14 protein-coding genes are annotated in these 16237 nt (G+C 68.8%); 6 read left to right on the plus strand and 8 right to left on the minus strand.

What is annotated here, in order from left to right; all coding sequences use genetic code 11:
• Positions 1–218: 218 nt before the first annotated feature.
• On the plus strand, positions 219–1364 hold the full coding sequence (locus THSYN_RS13415; protein WP_172965275.1) for a phosphotransferase enzyme family protein: 1146 nt from the start codon (positions 219–221) through the stop codon (positions 1362–1364).
• 89 nt (positions 1365–1453) lie between these two features.
• Here the strand turns inward: THSYN_RS13415 and THSYN_RS13420 are convergent, their stop codons facing one another.
• On the minus strand, positions 1454–1864 hold the full coding sequence (locus THSYN_RS13420; protein ID WP_100919598.1) for a hypothetical protein: 411 nt from the start codon (positions 1862–1864) through the stop codon (positions 1454–1456).
• Positions 1865–2156: 292 nt separating this feature from the next.
• Between THSYN_RS13420 and THSYN_RS13425 the strand changes: the two genes are divergently transcribed.
• Positions 2157–2882, plus strand: a complete 726-nt coding sequence (locus tag THSYN_RS13425) for a ComF family protein (protein ID WP_100919599.1) — start codon at positions 2157–2159, stop codon at positions 2880–2882.
• Positions 2883–3022: 140 nt separating this feature from the next.
• Here THSYN_RS13425 and THSYN_RS13430 read toward each other — a convergent pair whose 3' ends face one another.
• The 3 genes from THSYN_RS13430 to THSYN_RS13440 form a co-directional block, all read right to left on the minus strand.
• Positions 3023–4273, minus strand: a complete 1251-nt coding sequence (locus THSYN_RS13430; RefSeq protein WP_100919600.1) for a YfiM family lipoprotein — start codon at positions 4271–4273, stop codon at positions 3023–3025.
• Positions 4274–4286: 13 nt separating this feature from the next.
• Entirely contained in the window at positions 4287–4661 is a 375-nt protein-coding gene (locus THSYN_RS13435; RefSeq protein ID WP_100919601.1) for a hypothetical protein, read from the minus strand.
• A 102-nt stretch (positions 4662–4763) separates the two neighbouring features.
• The gene (locus THSYN_RS13440) at positions 4764–7196 is read right to left on the minus strand and encodes a helix-turn-helix domain-containing protein (protein ID WP_100919602.1); all 2433 of its coding nucleotides are present in this window, start codon (positions 7194–7196) and stop codon (positions 4764–4766) included.
• A 204-nt stretch (positions 7197–7400) separates the two neighbouring features.
• Between THSYN_RS13440 and THSYN_RS13445 the strand changes: the two genes are divergently transcribed.
• Together THSYN_RS13445 and THSYN_RS13450 are read left to right on the plus strand one after the other, a co-directional pair.
• Positions 7401–7628 (plus strand): DUF433 domain-containing protein, encoded by a 228-nt coding sequence (locus tag THSYN_RS13445; RefSeq protein ID WP_100922416.1) that lies wholly within the window; start codon positions 7401–7403, stop codon positions 7626–7628.
• Between the two features lie 42 nt (positions 7629–7670).
• Entirely contained in the window at positions 7671–7910 is a 240-nt protein-coding gene (locus THSYN_RS13450) for a type II toxin-antitoxin system HicB family antitoxin (RefSeq protein WP_100919603.1), read from the plus strand.
• Between the two features lie 256 nt (positions 7911–8166).
• On the opposite strand, the gene THSYN_RS13455 is transcribed toward THSYN_RS13450, so the two are convergent.
• The 3 genes from THSYN_RS13455 to THSYN_RS13470 all read right to left on the minus strand — a co-directional run bounded on the left by THSYN_RS13455 (position 8167) and on the right by THSYN_RS13470 (position 13233).
• Positions 8167–10749: a tetratricopeptide repeat protein gene (locus THSYN_RS13455; protein WP_157817649.1), complete on the minus strand. Its 2583-nt coding sequence runs from the start codon at positions 10747–10749 to the stop codon at positions 8167–8169.
• An 835-nt stretch (positions 10750–11584) separates the two neighbouring features.
• The gene (locus THSYN_RS13465) at positions 11585–11764 is read right to left on the minus strand and encodes a hypothetical protein (RefSeq protein ID WP_157817650.1); all 180 of its coding nucleotides are present in this window, start codon (positions 11762–11764) and stop codon (positions 11585–11587) included.
• A 143-nt stretch (positions 11765–11907) separates the two neighbouring features.
• Positions 11908–13233 carry an ABC1 kinase family protein gene (locus tag THSYN_RS13470; RefSeq protein WP_100919606.1) on the minus strand — a complete coding sequence of 442 codons (1326 nt, stop codon included), beginning with the start codon at positions 13231–13233 and terminating at the stop codon, positions 11908–11910.
• Between the two features lie 436 nt (positions 13234–13669).
• Here THSYN_RS13470 and THSYN_RS13475 point away from each other — a divergent pair, with 436 nt between their 5' ends.
• Both THSYN_RS13475 and THSYN_RS13480 read left to right on the plus strand, forming a co-directional pair.
• Positions 13670–14374 (plus strand): ATP-binding protein, encoded by a 705-nt coding sequence (locus tag THSYN_RS13475; protein ID WP_100919607.1) that lies wholly within the window; start codon positions 13670–13672, stop codon positions 14372–14374.
• Complete coding sequence (locus THSYN_RS13480; protein WP_100919608.1) at positions 14362–15186, plus strand: NAD(P)/FAD-dependent oxidoreductase; 825 nt, start codon at positions 14362–14364, stop codon at positions 15184–15186. The genes THSYN_RS13475 and THSYN_RS13480 overlap by 13 nt, the downstream gene beginning before the upstream one ends.
• 88 nt (positions 15187–15274) lie before the next feature.
• On the opposite strand, the gene THSYN_RS13485 is transcribed toward THSYN_RS13480, so the two are convergent.
• Positions 15275–15781, minus strand: a complete 507-nt coding sequence (locus THSYN_RS13485) for a hypothetical protein (protein WP_216644756.1) — start codon at positions 15779–15781, stop codon at positions 15275–15277.
• Between the last annotated feature and the right edge of the window lie 456 nt (positions 15782–16237).

A 16237-nucleotide genomic window follows, 5' to 3' on the forward strand; every position in this document is an offset into this window, starting at 1 on the left:
CTAAACACAAACACAGTCGTTGTCGTAGTCGTATTCGGAGAGGCGATGCAATTCGGGGTGCGGGAGATTCCGGGGGACTAGGATAATCTCGATTACGATTACGATTACGATTACGATTACGACAACGACAACGACAACGACAACGACAACGGCGCCAACTGCAATCTCTAATGGACTGGTTGAAGTTATCCGTGAACCGTTCCCAAGTGGTATCGCCAATGACACCAATGCCTGCGCAGACCACTGCGGGTCCGGACCAGGCCCCGGGGTCGGTGCCTGACCTGCACGGCATCGTTGCGGGCTTCGCCGCCGGGGCCCTCGTCGGTCCCGTGGTTCCGCTGGGCAAGGGCCTGATCAACGACACCTTTGCCGTCACCACGACCGCCGGGCGCTATGTCCTGCAGCGTGTCAATCAGCGGGTCTTTCCGCAGCCCGAGCGGATCATGGCCAATCTCGCCGTGCTTGCCGCCCACACCGCGGGCCGCGACGGGCTGCGGGTGCCGGCCCTGGTGGCGGCGCGCGACGGCCGCCCCTTCCTGCGGACCGCGGCGGGGGACCTCTGGCGCCTGATGGAGTTGATCCCGGACGCCGTCAACCTGGAACGGCTCACGACCGCCGCCCAGGCGCACCAGGTCGGCCGCGCGCTGGGTCGCTTCCACCGTCTGACCCGGGACCTGGACCCGCGGCGCCTGGGGCTCACGCTCCCCGGCTTCCACCGCACACCGGACTATCTCGCCCGCCATCTGGCCCTGCGCGCGGCGGCGGGGCCGGGCGCGGGCGACGCGGCCGAGTGCGCCTGCATGGCCTTCATCGATGACCGCGGCGCGCTCGCCCCGGTGCTGGAGGACGCGCTCGCCGCGGGCCGCATCGGGCTGCGGGTCATCCATGGCGACCCGAAGCTCGACAACATCCTGTTTCATGCCGTGAATGGCCAGGCCCTGGCCCTGATCGACCTGGATACGGTCCAACCCGGTCTGATCCAGCACGACTTGGGCGACTGCCTGCGCTCCTGCTGCAACCGCCAGGGCGAGTCGGCGCAGGGTGTTACGGTGCGTTTCGACCTTGCGCTATGCGAGCAGATCCTGAGCGCCTATGCGGCGCAGACCCGCGACTTCCTGACCGGTGGGGAGGTCGCGGTGCTCTACGACAGCATCCGTCTCATGCCCTTTGAACTGGGTCTGCGCTTCCTCAACGACCACCTGGAGGGCGACCGCTATTTCCGCGTCGCCTACCGCGGCCAGAATCTCCATAAGGCCCGTGTCCAATTCGCCCTGGTGGCCGACATCGAGGCCCAGGGGTCCGCCATCCGCGCACTCATCGCCCGCGCCTACGGCGGCGCAGATCCCGATACTACTCGTCAATGAGCCCGGGATTGAGAAATCCGCCGGCTCTTGTGCGATTGCCCGACTGGTGTCGGGAGTTCCCCCGGGCGGTACTGCGACCCGGCGGTGACTCAGGTCGCTCCGGGCCTGGCGCCACCGGCGTCCGCGACCGTGCGGGCGATCACCTCCACCAGGACCGCGAGCTCTTCCGCGGTGATGACGGTGAGGATCCGGTCGACCAGTTCCGGGGGTAGCTGGATAGAGACGCTGCGCTCGTCCGGGAGCTTGATGGTCAGGCCGCTGCTGTAGTGCGGGTGCAGCGGCGGCGCGGCGTGCTCGACCCGCAGGGCCTCTTCCACGGCGAAGAGTTCGTCATACATCGACTCCACGCGCTCTGCCAGTTCGTCATCCAGACCGGCCTCATCGACGACCACCAGGGTCTCAAGGACGCCGGGCTCCAGGGTCCAGGCCAGGCCCTGTTCGGTCAAAAATTCCTGGAAGTGCTTGCGCGGGGCCTCCTGAAAAAAGACATACTCCAACATGGCTGCGTGACCTCCAGCGACAGTGGCGTGGTGACCCTCAGGTGGTCACCGGGATTCTCGGGGCGCTCGGCGTCCCCCGGCGCGCCCATTTTACCTTAACGGCCATGGCCGCAAGACCAAACACCCCGGATGCTGACAGGCGTGCGTGGGGGCGGCTTGCGCCGCGAGCAGGCGACGGCGGCCGGCGCGGTCGCGCCGCGGCGCAAGCCGCTCCCGCCGGGCCGGGCCTGGCGTCGCTGTCGATGGCTGATCGCTGATTGCTCTTTTCAGGTTTATGAGCCGACTTCTCATCATGAAGCTCCGAGCGGCATCCGCGCGCCTCGCCCCCGGCCGGCTGCTGACTGACCTGTTTCCGCCGACCTGCCTGCTGTGCGGTGCGCCGGGTGCGCACGGGCGTGATCTGTGTGAGGGTTGTGCGGCGGACCTGCCCTACAACCGCGACGCCTGTCCCCGGTGCGCCTTGCCCTTCGCGGCGCCGCGGCCGCCGGGCAGCCTCTGCGGCGCCTGTCAGCGGCGCCCGCCGCCCAGCGCGTGCACGCTCGCAGCGCTGCGTTATGAGACGCCGCTGCCGACCCTGGTCGGGGCGATGAAATTCCGCGGCCGGCTCAACCACGCGCGCCTGCTCGGCGCCTTGCTGGCGGATGCGGTGCAGCGCCGGGGCGCGCCGCTGCCGCAGGCGCTGGTCCCGGTGCCCCTGCACCCCGGGCGGCTGGCCGCGCGCGGCTATAACCAGGCGGTGGAGATCGCCCGCGTGGTCGGGCGCGTGCTGGACCTGCCGCTCGATGTTGCGTGTTGCCGCCGGGTCCTGGCTACCCCACCCCAGGCCGGTCTGGACGAGCCGACCCGTCGGCGCAACATCCGCGGCGCCTTCACGGCGCTGACGCCCTGTGCGTGGGGGCAGGTCGCCATCCTGGACGACGTCCTGACCACCGGGAGTACCGTCAATGAGTTGACGCGGGTGCTGCGCCTGGCCGGGGCACGGTCGGTGGAGGTGTGGGCGGTCGCGCGTACACCCTGACGATCCTCAGAAAAACGACTTGATGACCAGCGAGGCGACGCCGGCCAACATCAGGCCGAGCATCCACTGCAGCAGCACGAACTTGCCGGTGAGGTCGCTACGCAACAGCTCGATCTTCGCCTCCCGGCGTTCGCGGCGGCTCAGCGGGTTGCCGACTGCATGAAGGGCAGGGCGTCGATGCGCCGCTCGATGTGATCGGTAAGGCGCCGGTAGGCCGGGCCCTTGGTGTCCTGGAAGGCGGCCGCGAAGGCCGCCGCGCTGAAACCCTCCGGCAGTCCGTCGATGGACGGCATTATGTCGGCCTCCGTCAGCCCGCTCGCCGCGGCCTGCTGGACCAGCCGGGCGGACTTGCGCTCGCCGGTCGCGACCTCGCCGAAGCGGGTGCCCGCCCGGTCCGCGGCCAGGTCCGCGAAGCTGAATCCGCTGCCGCCTTGGGAGTCGGACAGCTCCTTGTAGAGTCCCACCAGGTCCGCGAGGGTATTGCCGCCCCCGGCCGTGATGGCCGCCGAGGTCATGAAGTGCGCAGCCAGATCGGCGCGTCCGCGCAGTTCCACGGTGCGGAAGACCGCACGGGGGGGCGCGGCGTCGGGCTGGTCCGGATCGCGGATGCCCTGGCGATTCACATACGCGGCCAGGGCGAGGATGGCCGCCCGGTTCTCCGTCGGCGCCACGGCGTCGTCCTGCCGACCGGCCGCGGACAGGACCAGGGTGAGCAGGACTGGCAGGGGGATCGCTGCGCGCTTGGGACGGCCGGCGCCGTAGCGCATCAGTTCCCCCTGATAGCGCAGCATTCGTGTCCGCTCGTCGGCCGACACCAGTCCACTGCCGACCTCGGCCAGGGCCTCGCGGTGCCATTCGTAGGTCAGGAGCGCCAGGTCCGGTTTGATTGCCACGCGCTGTATCAGGCGTGACTGGTCCAGGGCCGCGGTCAGGCGCTCCGCCAGGGTCTCCACCAACGCCTGGGGCAGGGGCAGGCCGGCGACGCGCGCCCGTTCGATGCGCGGCAGTCGCTCACCCGCCACCAGGCTCAGATCCAGATTGATGAAACGCCCCCGCGGGTCCCAGGGCAGGCCCAGGGAGGCGACCAGGCGCGCCCGGTCGCGCTCCAGACGCACCGCGACCCGCCCAGGGCCGACGCGGTCGATGAGATAGGCGCCAAGGGTGTTGGCCTGGTCCTCGGACAGGGTCAGCGTGACGCGCTCCCCGTCGCGCCGGTCGCGCGGTGTGGCCGCGGCCAGCCACTGGCTGGCCCAGAGCCGCTCGGCGCCGGTCAGGGTGCGGTCCTGGGGAACCAGGGGCCGGCTGTCGCGGACCACCTGGACGGCGAGCCCGGCGAACAGCAGCAGCGTGAGCGTCGACAGCCACGCGAGGACCTTGGTCAGTGTGCGCATGAGGACCGTCCCCTTACGGCGTCGCGAAGCCACATACCGCCTTCCCCTGTATCCTCTGTCGCCGGGCGCCCTTCTCGAGCTTGATTGTTACATCGGAAAAATCATCGAATAGTATACAGCGACCAGCGTCGATCTTGCCATTCGCCAACACTGGGTTTACCGTACAGCTGCAACCGGAAACCATTGCCGCGTCGCTCACGGCGCCGATGCGTATCGCTTCGCCCGCGTCCTGGATATCGGCTTGCTTGCCGACCGGCAGTGATCGCTGGTCAGCCGCCTGGCTGCTGCCTGGTGCGGCCGGGGCGCCTTCGCGCGCCAGTTCAGCGACGCGTTGCGAGTAGACCTTGTTCAGGCAAGCAGCGTCCCGGCAGGTATTGCGCTTTTTCATCCAATCGTAAACGCCCTGGTGCGCTGGAGCAGGAGTACCTGAGAAATCATGGTGAAGGTACCTTCAGTTCAGTCTTTGTGAGAGCAATTGCCGGATTTAGGGTCAGCGCGCCCGCGCCAGATGGGCCTGTACCATCTTGATCTCGCCATAGGAACAGTCATCGCCGAGCCTCTGCTTGACCAGCCCGCGTTCTTCCGGCCCCGTCTGCGCAAGCACGGCGCTGATCCGCGCGATCTTCTCCTCATCGATGAAGTCCGTGACGGCGAGCTCGCCGGAGCGGATATAGTGGGCCAGATGGCCCGCGATGGTGTTGGGTTGTAGCGAGCGGCGGCCGGCGATCCCCTCGATGCTCAAGCCCTCCTGATACAGGCGATAGCTGATGAGTTTTGTATCGTCTTGCGCCGCATCGTCCGCGGTCGCGGCCTCGATCCCCTGGCCGCGGCACCAGTCGGCGACGAGGCCCAGGATCTCCGGGCCATAGCGCGCGACGGAGGGCTTGCCCAGGCCTTTGACGGCGGCCAGCGTCTTCGGGTCCTGGGGCAGGGTGGCGGCGATCTGTCTGAGCACGGCGCGGGTCAGGACGCGATAGCGCTCGAGGCCCGCGCGCTCTTCCTCTGCCGCCTTCTGGTCGCGCCAGCGCCGCAGCGCCCCCAGCAGTCCGGAATCCTCGGCAGCGCCGGGCCGCGGCGCAAACCCTTGCCCGGTCGGCGGCCCTTTGGGCTCGGCGTCGATCCGCGCCTTCGCGAGCGCGCCCAGATGAGCGGCCGTCGCGAACCCCTCCCGGCAACTCGCAACGCCGGCGGTCTTGAGTGCCAACTCCTGGCGCAGGTCGTCGACGGCCTGGCCGAGCGACTTGCGCAGCGCCTTGTTATCGGTCCCGAACGAGAAGGCGGCGAGCCAGGGGCACAACCCCTGCTGGAGGTGCTCGGAGAACCAGGCGGACGCCTTGCGCAGGCGCTCCTGCACCCGCTCGTCGTCCTCCGGGGTGCGGTCCTCCCGGAACAGCGAGCGCAGTTGGCCCCGGAACTTGGCGGCGACGGCGACGACCGCCTCATGGGTCTGGCGCTCCAGCGCGTCGATGACCTCCATGCCGTTCGCGTCGATCACCTGGCGGTGGTCGCGCAGCAGCCCGAGCAGCCGCCGCAAGCGGGCGCCGAGCTCGTCGAAGTCCCAGCATTCCAGCAGGAGGCGCTGCTGGTAGGCGCTGCGCGCCTGATCGATCCGGTCCTGGGTCGGCGGGTAGCGGGTGGCCTCGGTGACATAGTCCGCCACCACCCGGTCGGTCATGACCGCCCGGCGCGGGATCGGGGTGCCGAGCACCAGCCCCTCGAAGGTCTTGCAGCGGCTTAAGGCCACATAGACCTGCCCGTGGGAGAAGGCGGCCCCGGCCTCGACGATGGCCCGCTCGAAGGTCAGGCCCTGGCTCTTGTGGATGGTGATGGCCCAGGCCAGGCGCAACGGGTATTGGGTGAAGCGGCCGATGACCTCCTCGGTGATCGCCTTGGTCTCGTCATCGAGGCGGTATTGGATATTGTCCCAGGTGACCGGCTCGACCTCGATCGCGTCCTCCTCATCGGGGCAGCGAACCACCACGCGCTCGCGCCCAAGGTGCGTGACGGTGCCGATCTTGCCGTTGAAATAGCGCTTCTCGGGTGCGCCGTCGTTGCGCACGAACATGACCTGGGCGCCCTGCTTCAGGGTCAACTTCTCGGCCGTCGGGAAGCTGTGCGCCGGGTAGTCGCCCTGGATGTTCGCGGCGAAGGTGAATGACTTGGCGGCGAGCGCGTCGAGGTGCGTCTCGTTGATGCGATCGGCGCCCTGGTTGTGCGTCGTCAGCGTGATATAGCCCGCCGCCTCCCCGGGCTGGAACCCGGGCAGATAGCGTGAATTCAACCGCTCCAGGGTCGCATCGTCCAGCCGATTGTCGCGCACGCAATTGAGCAGCGCGATGAAGTCCGCGTCGGACTGGCGGTAGATGTGCTCCAGTTCAATGGGCACCACCTCGGTCGCCTGCAGCGCCCGGCTGCCGAAGAAATACGCGGACTCATAGAATTCCCGCAGAATGGCCCAGTCCTGCCCCGGCACCACGGGCGCGAGCTGATGCAGATCGCCGATCATCAGGAGCTGGACGCCGCCGAAGGGCCGCTCGCTGCGGCGCTCCCGGCGCAGCACGAAATCGACCGCATCGAGCAGGTCGCAGCGGACCATGCTGATCTCATCGATGATGAGGAGATCCAGGCCCTGGACCAGCTCGCGCTTCTGCCGGCTCAAGCGCCGCTCCGCCGCCTGGCGCTGGACCTCCCCGCCGGGCACGAAGGGTCCGAACGGGAGTTGGAAGAAGGAGTGCAGGGTCACGCCGCCGGCATTGATCGCGGCCACCCCGGTCGGGGCGGTGACGACCGTGCGCTTGGGCAGGTCCGCTTTCAGCCGGTGCAGGAAGGTGGTCTTGCCGGTACCGGCCTTGCCGGTCAGGAAGACACTCAGATCCGTGCCGCGGATGAGGTCTTGCGCCAACTGCAATTGGGGATTGGGCATTTTCGTCTCGACGGCTGAGCGGGGCGACGGTCATTGTCCGGCTTTTCGGTCCCGGCGACCATAGGCTGTCGGGGCGTCGCACGACTCGCCGAAGCGCTCGGCAGCGTTGGGGAAAGGTCGCGGCGGTGGCGCTTGCCCGGCAGCTTGCGGTCCCGTCGGCGCCCGAGTACCATCGCCCGCATCTAGATCGCTGAAATGCTGGCCATGTCTCTCCTCGACCGCATCACCATCGACACCGAGATCTGTCACGGCAAACCCTGCGTTCGGCACATGCGCTGGCCGGTCGAGGCGGTGCTTGATCTGCTCTCGGCCGGTATGACCGCGGCCGAGATCCGGGCGGACCATCCCGAGCTTGAGTCCGAGGACCTGGCCGCCTGTCTGCAATACGCCCGGCTCGTCGTCTCGGGCGAGACCCTCGCCCACGTCGCCTGATGCGCGTCCAATCCAATCCCGTCCCGACCAGAGCCAACCGCCATGCTGCAAACCTACACAGCACGATACACCTGCCTTCACGGCGGCTACATGGGTCAGTTGATCGACTGGCCTGAGGTCGTCACTGAAGGCGCCAATCTGGAAGAGTGCCGGGCAATGCTCCGCGATGCGTTGCGCGAGATGGTTCTGGCATACCAAGACCTCGGTCGAGAGATTCCGGTCGGCAACGCCTTGCTTGAACAACTTCCAGTGGAGTTGGAGCTTGTCCGTAAAACGGCGTGATCTGGTGAGCTAGCAGGCGGGGCTGGCTCCGAAGTATTGAGATTCAGTTGGGGCAAGCCCGCGCTGAATGCGCAGCGGTTGCGCCACCCCCGCGGCTGGCGCTATGGCGGATCGCCTGGCGGGCATCGGCGCGTGCTGCGACCTTTCCATGCCCTCACCGTGTCCGCCGTGGCGCAACTGCGTGCGCCTTCCGCTGGTCTGCCCCACCGCCAGCAGACCAGCGCACCTTGCGGTCCGGCGAGACCGGCGCTCGCCCCTACTCGGCCGGGGGGATGGCGTCGAATTCGGCCTGGGTGCCGTGGCCATCCTGGAGCCAGGCAGTGCGGAGCGCCTGGAGCGCCGGGGCGATTCGGTTGCGGTAGTCGTAGGGGAAATCCGCTTCGGTGACGACGCTCTCGGTCGCCCGCACCGAGGCGATGGCCAGTCTCAGGTCCGGCCAGCCCCCGCCCATGCCTTCCCGGGCCCAATACGCCACTCCAAGGTTGAAGCGGGTCATGGCCCACTTCGTCGGCTGGGCCTCGCGGGTTCGGACCTCCAGGGCCAGCTTGTAGGCCGCGATGGCCTTGCCGAGGTTCTCGGCCCGGTCGCCGGTGGGCATGTCCCGCCAAGCGTTGCCGAGGTTGTTCTGGGTCAAGGCCCAGTCCGCCGGGTGGGCCTCACGGGTCGAGACCTCCAGGGCCAGGGTGTAGGCCGCGATGGCCTTGCCGAGGTTCTGCGCCCGGTCGCCGGTGGGCATGAACTGCCAGGCGATGCCGAGGTTGTTCTGGGTTGAGGCCCAGTCCACCGGGTGGGCCTCGCGGGTATGGACCTCCAGGGCCAGTGCGTAGGCCGCGATGGCCTTGCCGAGGTTCTCCGCCCGGTCGCCGGTGGGCATCTGCGCCCACGCGTTGCCGAGGTTATTCTGGGTCATGGCCCAGTCAGCCGGGTGGGCCTCGCGGGTAAAGACCTCCAGGGCCAACCCGTGGGCCGCGATAGCCTTGCCGAGGTTCTCTGCCCGGTCCCCGGTGGGCATGTCCGCCCGGGCGAGGCCCAAGTTGTTCTGGGTGGTGGCCCAGCCCGCCGGGTGGGCCTCGCGGGTGCGGACCTCTAGGGCTAGCCCATAGGCCGCGATAGCCTTACCGAGGTTCTTCGCCCGGTCGCCGGTAGGCATGAACAGCCAGGCGTTGCCGAGGTTGTTTTGAGTCATGGCCCACTCCTCAGGGTTGGCCTCGCGGGTTTGGATCTCCAGGGCCAGCCCGTAGGCCGCAATGGCCTTGCCGAAGTTCTCCGCCCGGTCGCCGATGGGCATATCCGCCCAGGCGAGGCCGAGGTTGTTCTGGGTCCCGGCCCACTCCGCCGGGTGGGCCTCGCGGGTCCAGGTGCCTTGGGCCTGGGTCAGGAGCGAGATGGCCTCGCGCTGATGGGCGGCAATGTCCCCCAGGCGGGCCTGCACATGGGCGATGGCTGCGTTGTTCATCGCGGCGGGCTCCTCGGGCCGCAGCGCCAGCGCCTGCTCAAAGGGCCCGATGGCCCGGTCGAACTCACCTGCGTTGTACCAATTGCCGCCCTCCAGGGTCAGGAGCCGGAAGGTCTCGGCGAGTGGGTCACGCTTCAGGTCCTGGATCAGCCGGTCGGCCTCGGCGTGCTGCTTGAGCGCAATGGCGGCCACCGCCTGCTGCTCTGTGTTGCCGCGCTCGGCAAGCTCTCGGGCCTTGGCGATCAACTCGGGGGGGAGCTGGCGTTGGGTGGGGTCCTCCCCGGCCTGTTTGGGGGTTAGGGCCTCGCGCAATTGGGCCTCGATGGCGGCGAGCCGGGCGTCGGACCTCTGCTGGCCGGCCTCCAGGGTGCCCTGGGTGCGCTGGTGCAGGTGCCAGCCGGAGAGCCCGACCGCGACCACCAGCAGAGCCACCAGGGCCAAACGCCCATGGGTGATCCCGTGCAGTCGGCGGGAGGCGCGGCCCTCGGCGCGCACGGCGCGGTAGACGCCGTCCAGACGCTCGGCCTGCGCCGCCATGCGCGCGCGGATCTCGGCCGCGTCGGCGCCGGCGACGGGCAGACCGAGGCTCAAGGTGACCCGCACGGACTCCAGCGCCCGGGCGTTGTCGTCGGTGCTGGGCAGGCCCGCGGCGCCCTGGGCCAGGAGTTCTCCGGCAATGTCGAGCCACATGCCATAGGCGGCCTCGCCGCGGTGGGCGAAGTCGCGCTTGAGCGCCTGGCGCAGGGCCTCGCCGAAGCGCCGCGCGATGGCTTGGCGCACCCTGGGGCCGGTCGCGGGGTCGGCGAACTCGGGGGCCTCGTCCAGGTCGTCGGGGTGCAGCAGGGCCAGCAGGTCCGCCACCTGGTCGTCGCTCAGGGCCGGGCGCTGGGGGTCGCGCACGAAGGCCAGCAGCCGGTCGTCCCGGATCTCCGGCAGCCGCTCCCGGGCGTGCTCCTGGGCGGCGATCTCCGGCCAGTCGCGCTCGGCGCGCTCGGCCAGGCGGTGGACGGTGCGGGCGTCGGCGTCCGGTAGCTCGGGCTCGCACGCGCGCAGCGTCATGCCGATGCTCTGGCCCACCAGTCGGGTCAGGGCATGGTTGCGAAAGAACTCCCCGGCGCTCGGCAGGCGCGCGTCCTCCCAGGTGCGGTAGGCGTCGTAGGCGCGGTTGCCGAGCACCGCGGCGACGAGGTTGAGCGCGGCGAAGCAGGTGAGCGAGAGCCAGCGCCAGTCCTGGCCGAAGGGCCGGAATTCCGCCTCCCCCGTGGCCAGGAGGGCGAAGACGGCGAGCGCAAGCCCGGTGCCCAGGGCGGCGGCGAGCGCCTGGAGGCACAGGCGGCTCCAGCGGGGCAGTCGGCTGTAGCGGCGGGCAAGCTCGAATGGCACGGACATCCCCGGGCGGCGCGGGGCCGCGGCTTCGGTGGGCGGGCAGGGTCTCGTCATTATGCCGAGTTGGGGCTGGGGTTGCAGCCCGCGTTGGGCCGAACGCATAGCGGTTCCGGCTCGCGGCGGCGCGGGTCCAGGCGGATCGCCCGCTGGAGGCCTTGATGATCACCCCGGCCACCCTGCCGGACTTGAGGTCGCTGGTCCGCACAGCGGACCCTACGGCTCTGCGCCCGTAGGGTCCGCTGTGCGGACCATAGACCTCGCAGTCGGCCCATTGGCCTGATCATGACTGGTGGGCATCCGCCCTCCGGCTATCGACTACGGCGATCGACCGGCTCACCCCCAACGGTTGACCCGCATCGCACCAGGGACTAGAGCCTGGTCAGGCTGACTAGACCACAGGAGAAGCCATGAACAGCACTGGCGCAGAGGAGCCCTCCCGTCGTGGGAATACAAGCTATTGGCAGCTTCAGGATGCCAAGCCCGCGTAGGGCGAAACGCGCATCGGTGCCGCCACCCGGCGGCTCTCGTAATGGCGGATCGCCCTGTCGGCCTCCGCCCTACGGGCTTGACGGCGATCACGGTATCTACAATCGACGATCACGCCAACCCACATCAGTTTCGATATCCCCGGGATCGGCCTTCACTGCGATTAAGTTAAGCCGCTCGGCTACTGGGAGCGCCGCACCCCAGTGCGGCGCGGCCTCTGGCGAACCCACACCGGCGGGGTTTCCTGCGAGATCGCGCCGCACTGGGGTGCGGCGCTCCCAGGCCTGGCCGGACTGGAAATGAGGCTTAACTGAATGGCAGTTCCGGATCGGCCCTGGGGCCCCGATCAGCGGCGCGCCTTCGCGTCGAGGCGCCGGACGATCAGCACGACGAGGCCGAGCCCTAAGATCCCGTGCGGCTCGGGGACCACGAGGCTGCGCTGATTGATGCCGAAGCCCTGGTCAGGCAGCGCGCCGTATTCATAGCGATAAACGATCCGCTCGGTGTTGCGGGTGTCGGAGCGCACGTCGAGAGGCGAGCAGGACACTGCGAAACGGATGGACGCGCATTGGGCTCCTGGCCTGGCGGCTTGGTCTGTACGAGGTGGTCGGCGACAAAGGGTTGTCAACCCGGATCGGCGCCGGGCCACGCCGGGGACAACCTCGATTGTCACCCGTAGGCCGCCGTCAATCCATTCAAATCCACCCGTGCCCGCAGGCGGCGACACAGCATGAAGGTGCCGACGAACTTGCGGTGCAGGAAGAAGGTCGCCGGGTCGGGGGCGTGGCCGAAGGCGTCCTGGAAGAAGAGGTCCCGGCCGCCGACATAGATCCGCTCGAAGAGATCGGAGGTCCCGAAATCATAGGGTCCCGAGTGGCGCAGCGGCTCGCCGGTGAGTGCGATCAACCCGGCGATGCTCGCGACCTGTTCCGGGGAGGCGCCAGGGTCCAGATAGCCCAGGGCCAGGGCGCATTGGCGCACCGTTTCCGTGTCGCCGACGACGGACGCCTGCAGCATCTGGCGGTAGTACCCGACCAGCGCGGGGGCAACCCGCTGGGTGGCACCGAAATCGAGCAGGACCAGCTTGCGGGTCTCGGCCTGGTAGAGAAAATTGCTGTAGTTGGGATCGGTCTGCACCAGCGCGAAGTCGAACAGCTCGCGCAGCAGCAGGTGGACCAGGAGGGTGGCGGCACGGTCACGCTCCACCTGGCGAAACGCCTGGCCGGTGAGTTGATCGACCGGGATGCCGTCGGCGAAGTCCATGGCCAGCACCCGGGTGCTGGAGAGGTCCCGGTGCACCTTGGGTACCGAAAAGTCGGGGTCGTCGCCGACGAGTGCCCCGTAGGCCTCCAGCGCATCGGCCTCGGCCACGTAATCGGCCTCCTGGTGGAGTTGGTGGCGGGCCGCGGTCAGGACCGGCTCCAGGTTCAGGCCCTTGGGCGCGAGCCCCAGGGTGCGCCCCAGGAAGGCGAAATTGTCCAGATCGCTGTCGATGCTCTCGCGCACCCCGGGAAACTGGATCTTGATGGCCAGGTGCCGGCCGTCACGGGTCTCGGCGCGATGCACCTGCCCGATGGAGGCGGCGGCCATGGGGGTGAAGTTGAAGCGGCGAAAACGCTTGTCCCAGTCGGCCCCCAGTTCGCCCGAGAGGACCTCGTTGACCTGCCCCAGCGGCATCGGCTGGGCGCGGTCGCGCAGGCTCGCCATGATCTCGGCGGCCTCCGGGGTAAGCAGGTCGGAGCCGTCCAGGGACATGAGTTGACCCATCTTCATCGCCGCCCCGCGCATCCGCGCCAGGCGATCGGTGAAGCGTTGCGTGTGCGCGGCGGAGAGTTGGACCCGGCTCATCCCGCCGTCGCGGTTCAGCGCCAGTTCGATCAAGCCGCGCACGCCCACCCCGGCCGCCAGGTCGCCGGTAGCGCGGCCCAGGTGCCAGAGTCGGGCCAGGCGTTTGCTGGGGACGGCCAGGCCGCCGGGGAGTTGGGGGTTGGCCATGGTGCGAGGCCCTCGAGAGGTGGTTGCAGGCCAGGTGGCCCATCAGTGGGCGCTAATATGCGGCCACTGATGCCGATGCGCAATCCAGGCGCCGTCAAGGTCGACTCCTGGGGCTGGTGGACGTCGGCGGCGTCTGACACCGGCCGCTGCGGCAGGTCCGCGGGCAAGGCGGCGCTGCCTCGCGGGCCTCGCACTGCCGCCAGGTCAGGCGCCGCACCACCTCCTGGAGTCCAAGGCTTCAGCCTTGGAGGGGCGCCAAGGCTGAAGCCTTGGACTCCAGAAACAGAAGTTCAGCAGCGGTTCACGTATAAGTTAAACAATTTCTATAGAGACCGCGCATAGCGCCATTTTCGTTGTCGTTGTCGTTGTCGTTGTCGTAATCGAGGTTAGCGTAGCGCCCCGGATTCTCCTGTACCCCACAGAGCATCGCTTCTCCATGCCCTATGTGCTGGGCCTGCCCGAGGCCCAGGCCCGCGCCCTGGTGCCGATCAGCCGCAACCAGGCCTATGTCGAGGAGAAGACCGGGGCCGGTCCCGGGTCCGGCTGGGGCCTTCTCTTCCGGCTGAACCCGGATGCCGGCGACGCGGTGGAGCGTTTCGCGGTCGCCGCCCCGGACGGCGTGCAGCTCATGGTCATGGGCACCACGGTGCAGCCCGCCACCGGGTGTCTGTGCCCGGAGAACGCGCTGCTCGCCGGAGTCGCCGAGGCCGTCGCGCTGCGCCGCGGCGAGCTGATCCTGATGGACACCCAGGCCGGCGTCGAGCACTTCGGCCGGGCGCTCGCCCGCGGCTTCCAGCACGCCCTGGTCGTCGCCGACCCGACCTTCAACGGCATCCAGGTCGCGGCCCACTCGGCCCGCCTGGCCCAGGGGCTCGGCATCCCGGCGGTGCATCTGGCCGTCAACCGGGTGCGCGATGCCGGGGAGCGCGCGCGGGCCGAATCGCGCCTCGCTGCCGAGGGCGCATTCCCCTTCGCCTCCGTCCATCTCCTGCCCTACGACGAGTCGCTGCGCGCCGCCGAGCCCGGGGTCGAGCCGCTGCTCGCCCCCGCCGCCGCCGACTCGGCCTTCATGCAGGCGCTCGAAGGACTGATCGCCGCACTGCTCAGCCCCACCGGGACGGTGCCGCCATGCGCCTCCTGATCCTGGGCGCGGGTCCGGCGGGGCTCGCGGTCGCCGAGCGGTTGCGCGAGTTGGAGCGACTCGCCGGGGCCGGTGCGTCCGCATGTGACATCGAGATGGTCTCCGACGAGGACCACCCGCCCTATTCGCCCCCGGCGCTGGCGGACCACTTCCTCACCGGACGCGAATCCACCCTGTTCTGGAAGGGCCGCGACGCACTCGAGCGGCTCGGCGTCACGCACCGGCGCGGCCAGGCGGTGCGCGCGGTGCACCCCGGCGAGCGGCGCGTGACCCTTGCCGATGGGACCAGCCTCGCCTACGACAGCCTGGTGATCGCCACCGGCAGTCGGCTCTACGCGCCGCTGCCCGGTGCGGACCTTCCCGGCCTCTGCAACTTCAAGTCCCTGACCGCCGCCCGCGCCCTGGTCGAGCGGGTGCGCCGCGGCGAGGCGCGGCGCGCCCTGGTGGTCGGTGCCGGCTTCATCGGCGTCGAGGTCGCGCTGGTCCTGCGCGCGCTGGGGCTCGCGGTGACGCTGGTGGAGCGCGACTGGGTCATGTCCAGCACCCTGGAGCCCGAGACCGCCGACCTGGTGCGCGCCGCGCTCTGCGCCCGCGGCATCAGGGTACTGGACGGCCAGGCCGCCGCCGCCTTCGAGGGCGCGGGTCATGTCGAGGCGGTGCGCCTCGCCACGGGCGAGCCGCTGACCGCCGACCTCTATGGCGCACTGATGCTCAAGGGTGCGGACGTGCGCGCCTATGGTATGCGGCTGCTCGACCCCGGATTCGGTGCCGGGTCGATGGCGTTCGAGGCGCTCCGGGGGCGGGGCGCTTGAAGAAGGCGAGGCCGGTAGGCCGGTAGGGCGGAACGCGCAGCGGTTCCGCCAGCGCTTGTCTGGGATGGCTACCGGAGGCCATAGAGGCTTATTCCGATAGTGGCTCCGAGCGTGGCCGTGCTCCTGACGACAGCTCGGTAGGTCGTGCCGCGCCGCTTCGGTCCAGTGCAGTGACTTTCTGGACTTTGTCGTCGACGTCATAGGTCGTTTCAATAACGATCTTATCACCGTTGAACACGGCTTCCGCGGGCGTTCCAATCACCTCCCAAATTCCGAGTGTGAAGACGTCGGCAACACCATGAACGAAGGCGCGTCCCACCTTGGCACCTTTGCTGTAGCCCTGAGTGAAGGAAAAGACATCGACCCGCTGATCGCCGTTTTTCTTGGTCGAAATCGGATAACCAAGCTCAGCGATGACCAGGCTGCGAGACGTCCCGGGCGAGAGGACCGCCAGATTCTTCTGCGGTGGCTGGTTGGCGGCCATGTAGACCGCACAGCCGGAGGCCGTCTGCAGGAACACGAGTAAGGAACCGACGCGAACGATGCGCATCAGAGTCAGAATACCGCGTTGATTTCCAAATGATTGAGTTTTCATCGGTGCTCCCGTGCTGCTGTAGGAAAAAACCTAGTGTTGATCCGTGGAAATGTTCTGTGGGGTCGCCAGGGGGCAGTTCCTGGTGTCGCTTGACACGGCGCCGCCGGGCACTCGCGGTGTTCCCGCATTCGGTTCGTCGGTGGTAAAGGTCCGGCGCGCCGCTACAGCACTCCCGCGGTCTACGCGGCGCTGTACGTAACGCCTATTGCCAGGGGGGTGGCCGGCGCGAAGCCAATCGGGCGCGGACGCGCGGGCGGCGGGGATGCCTTGGGGCTGGCACGCTTGAGTCGGCGGGCGATCTTCAACGCCAAATCCTTGCTACACGGATCCTAACCAGGTGGCAGGCCGCGGCACCGTGGCCGGCAGGCCGCCGCGACCGGCGGCCAGCGCTAGGGCATCCCCCTGCAGTTTCGTGCGGTGATCAGGACAGTCCCCGGTCTTGGGGCGGTTGGTCCT

Source organism: Candidatus Thiodictyon syntrophicum (assembly GCF_002813775.1).
GTDB classification, from domain to species: Bacteria; Pseudomonadota; Gammaproteobacteria; order Chromatiales; family Chromatiaceae; genus Thiodictyon; species Thiodictyon syntrophicum.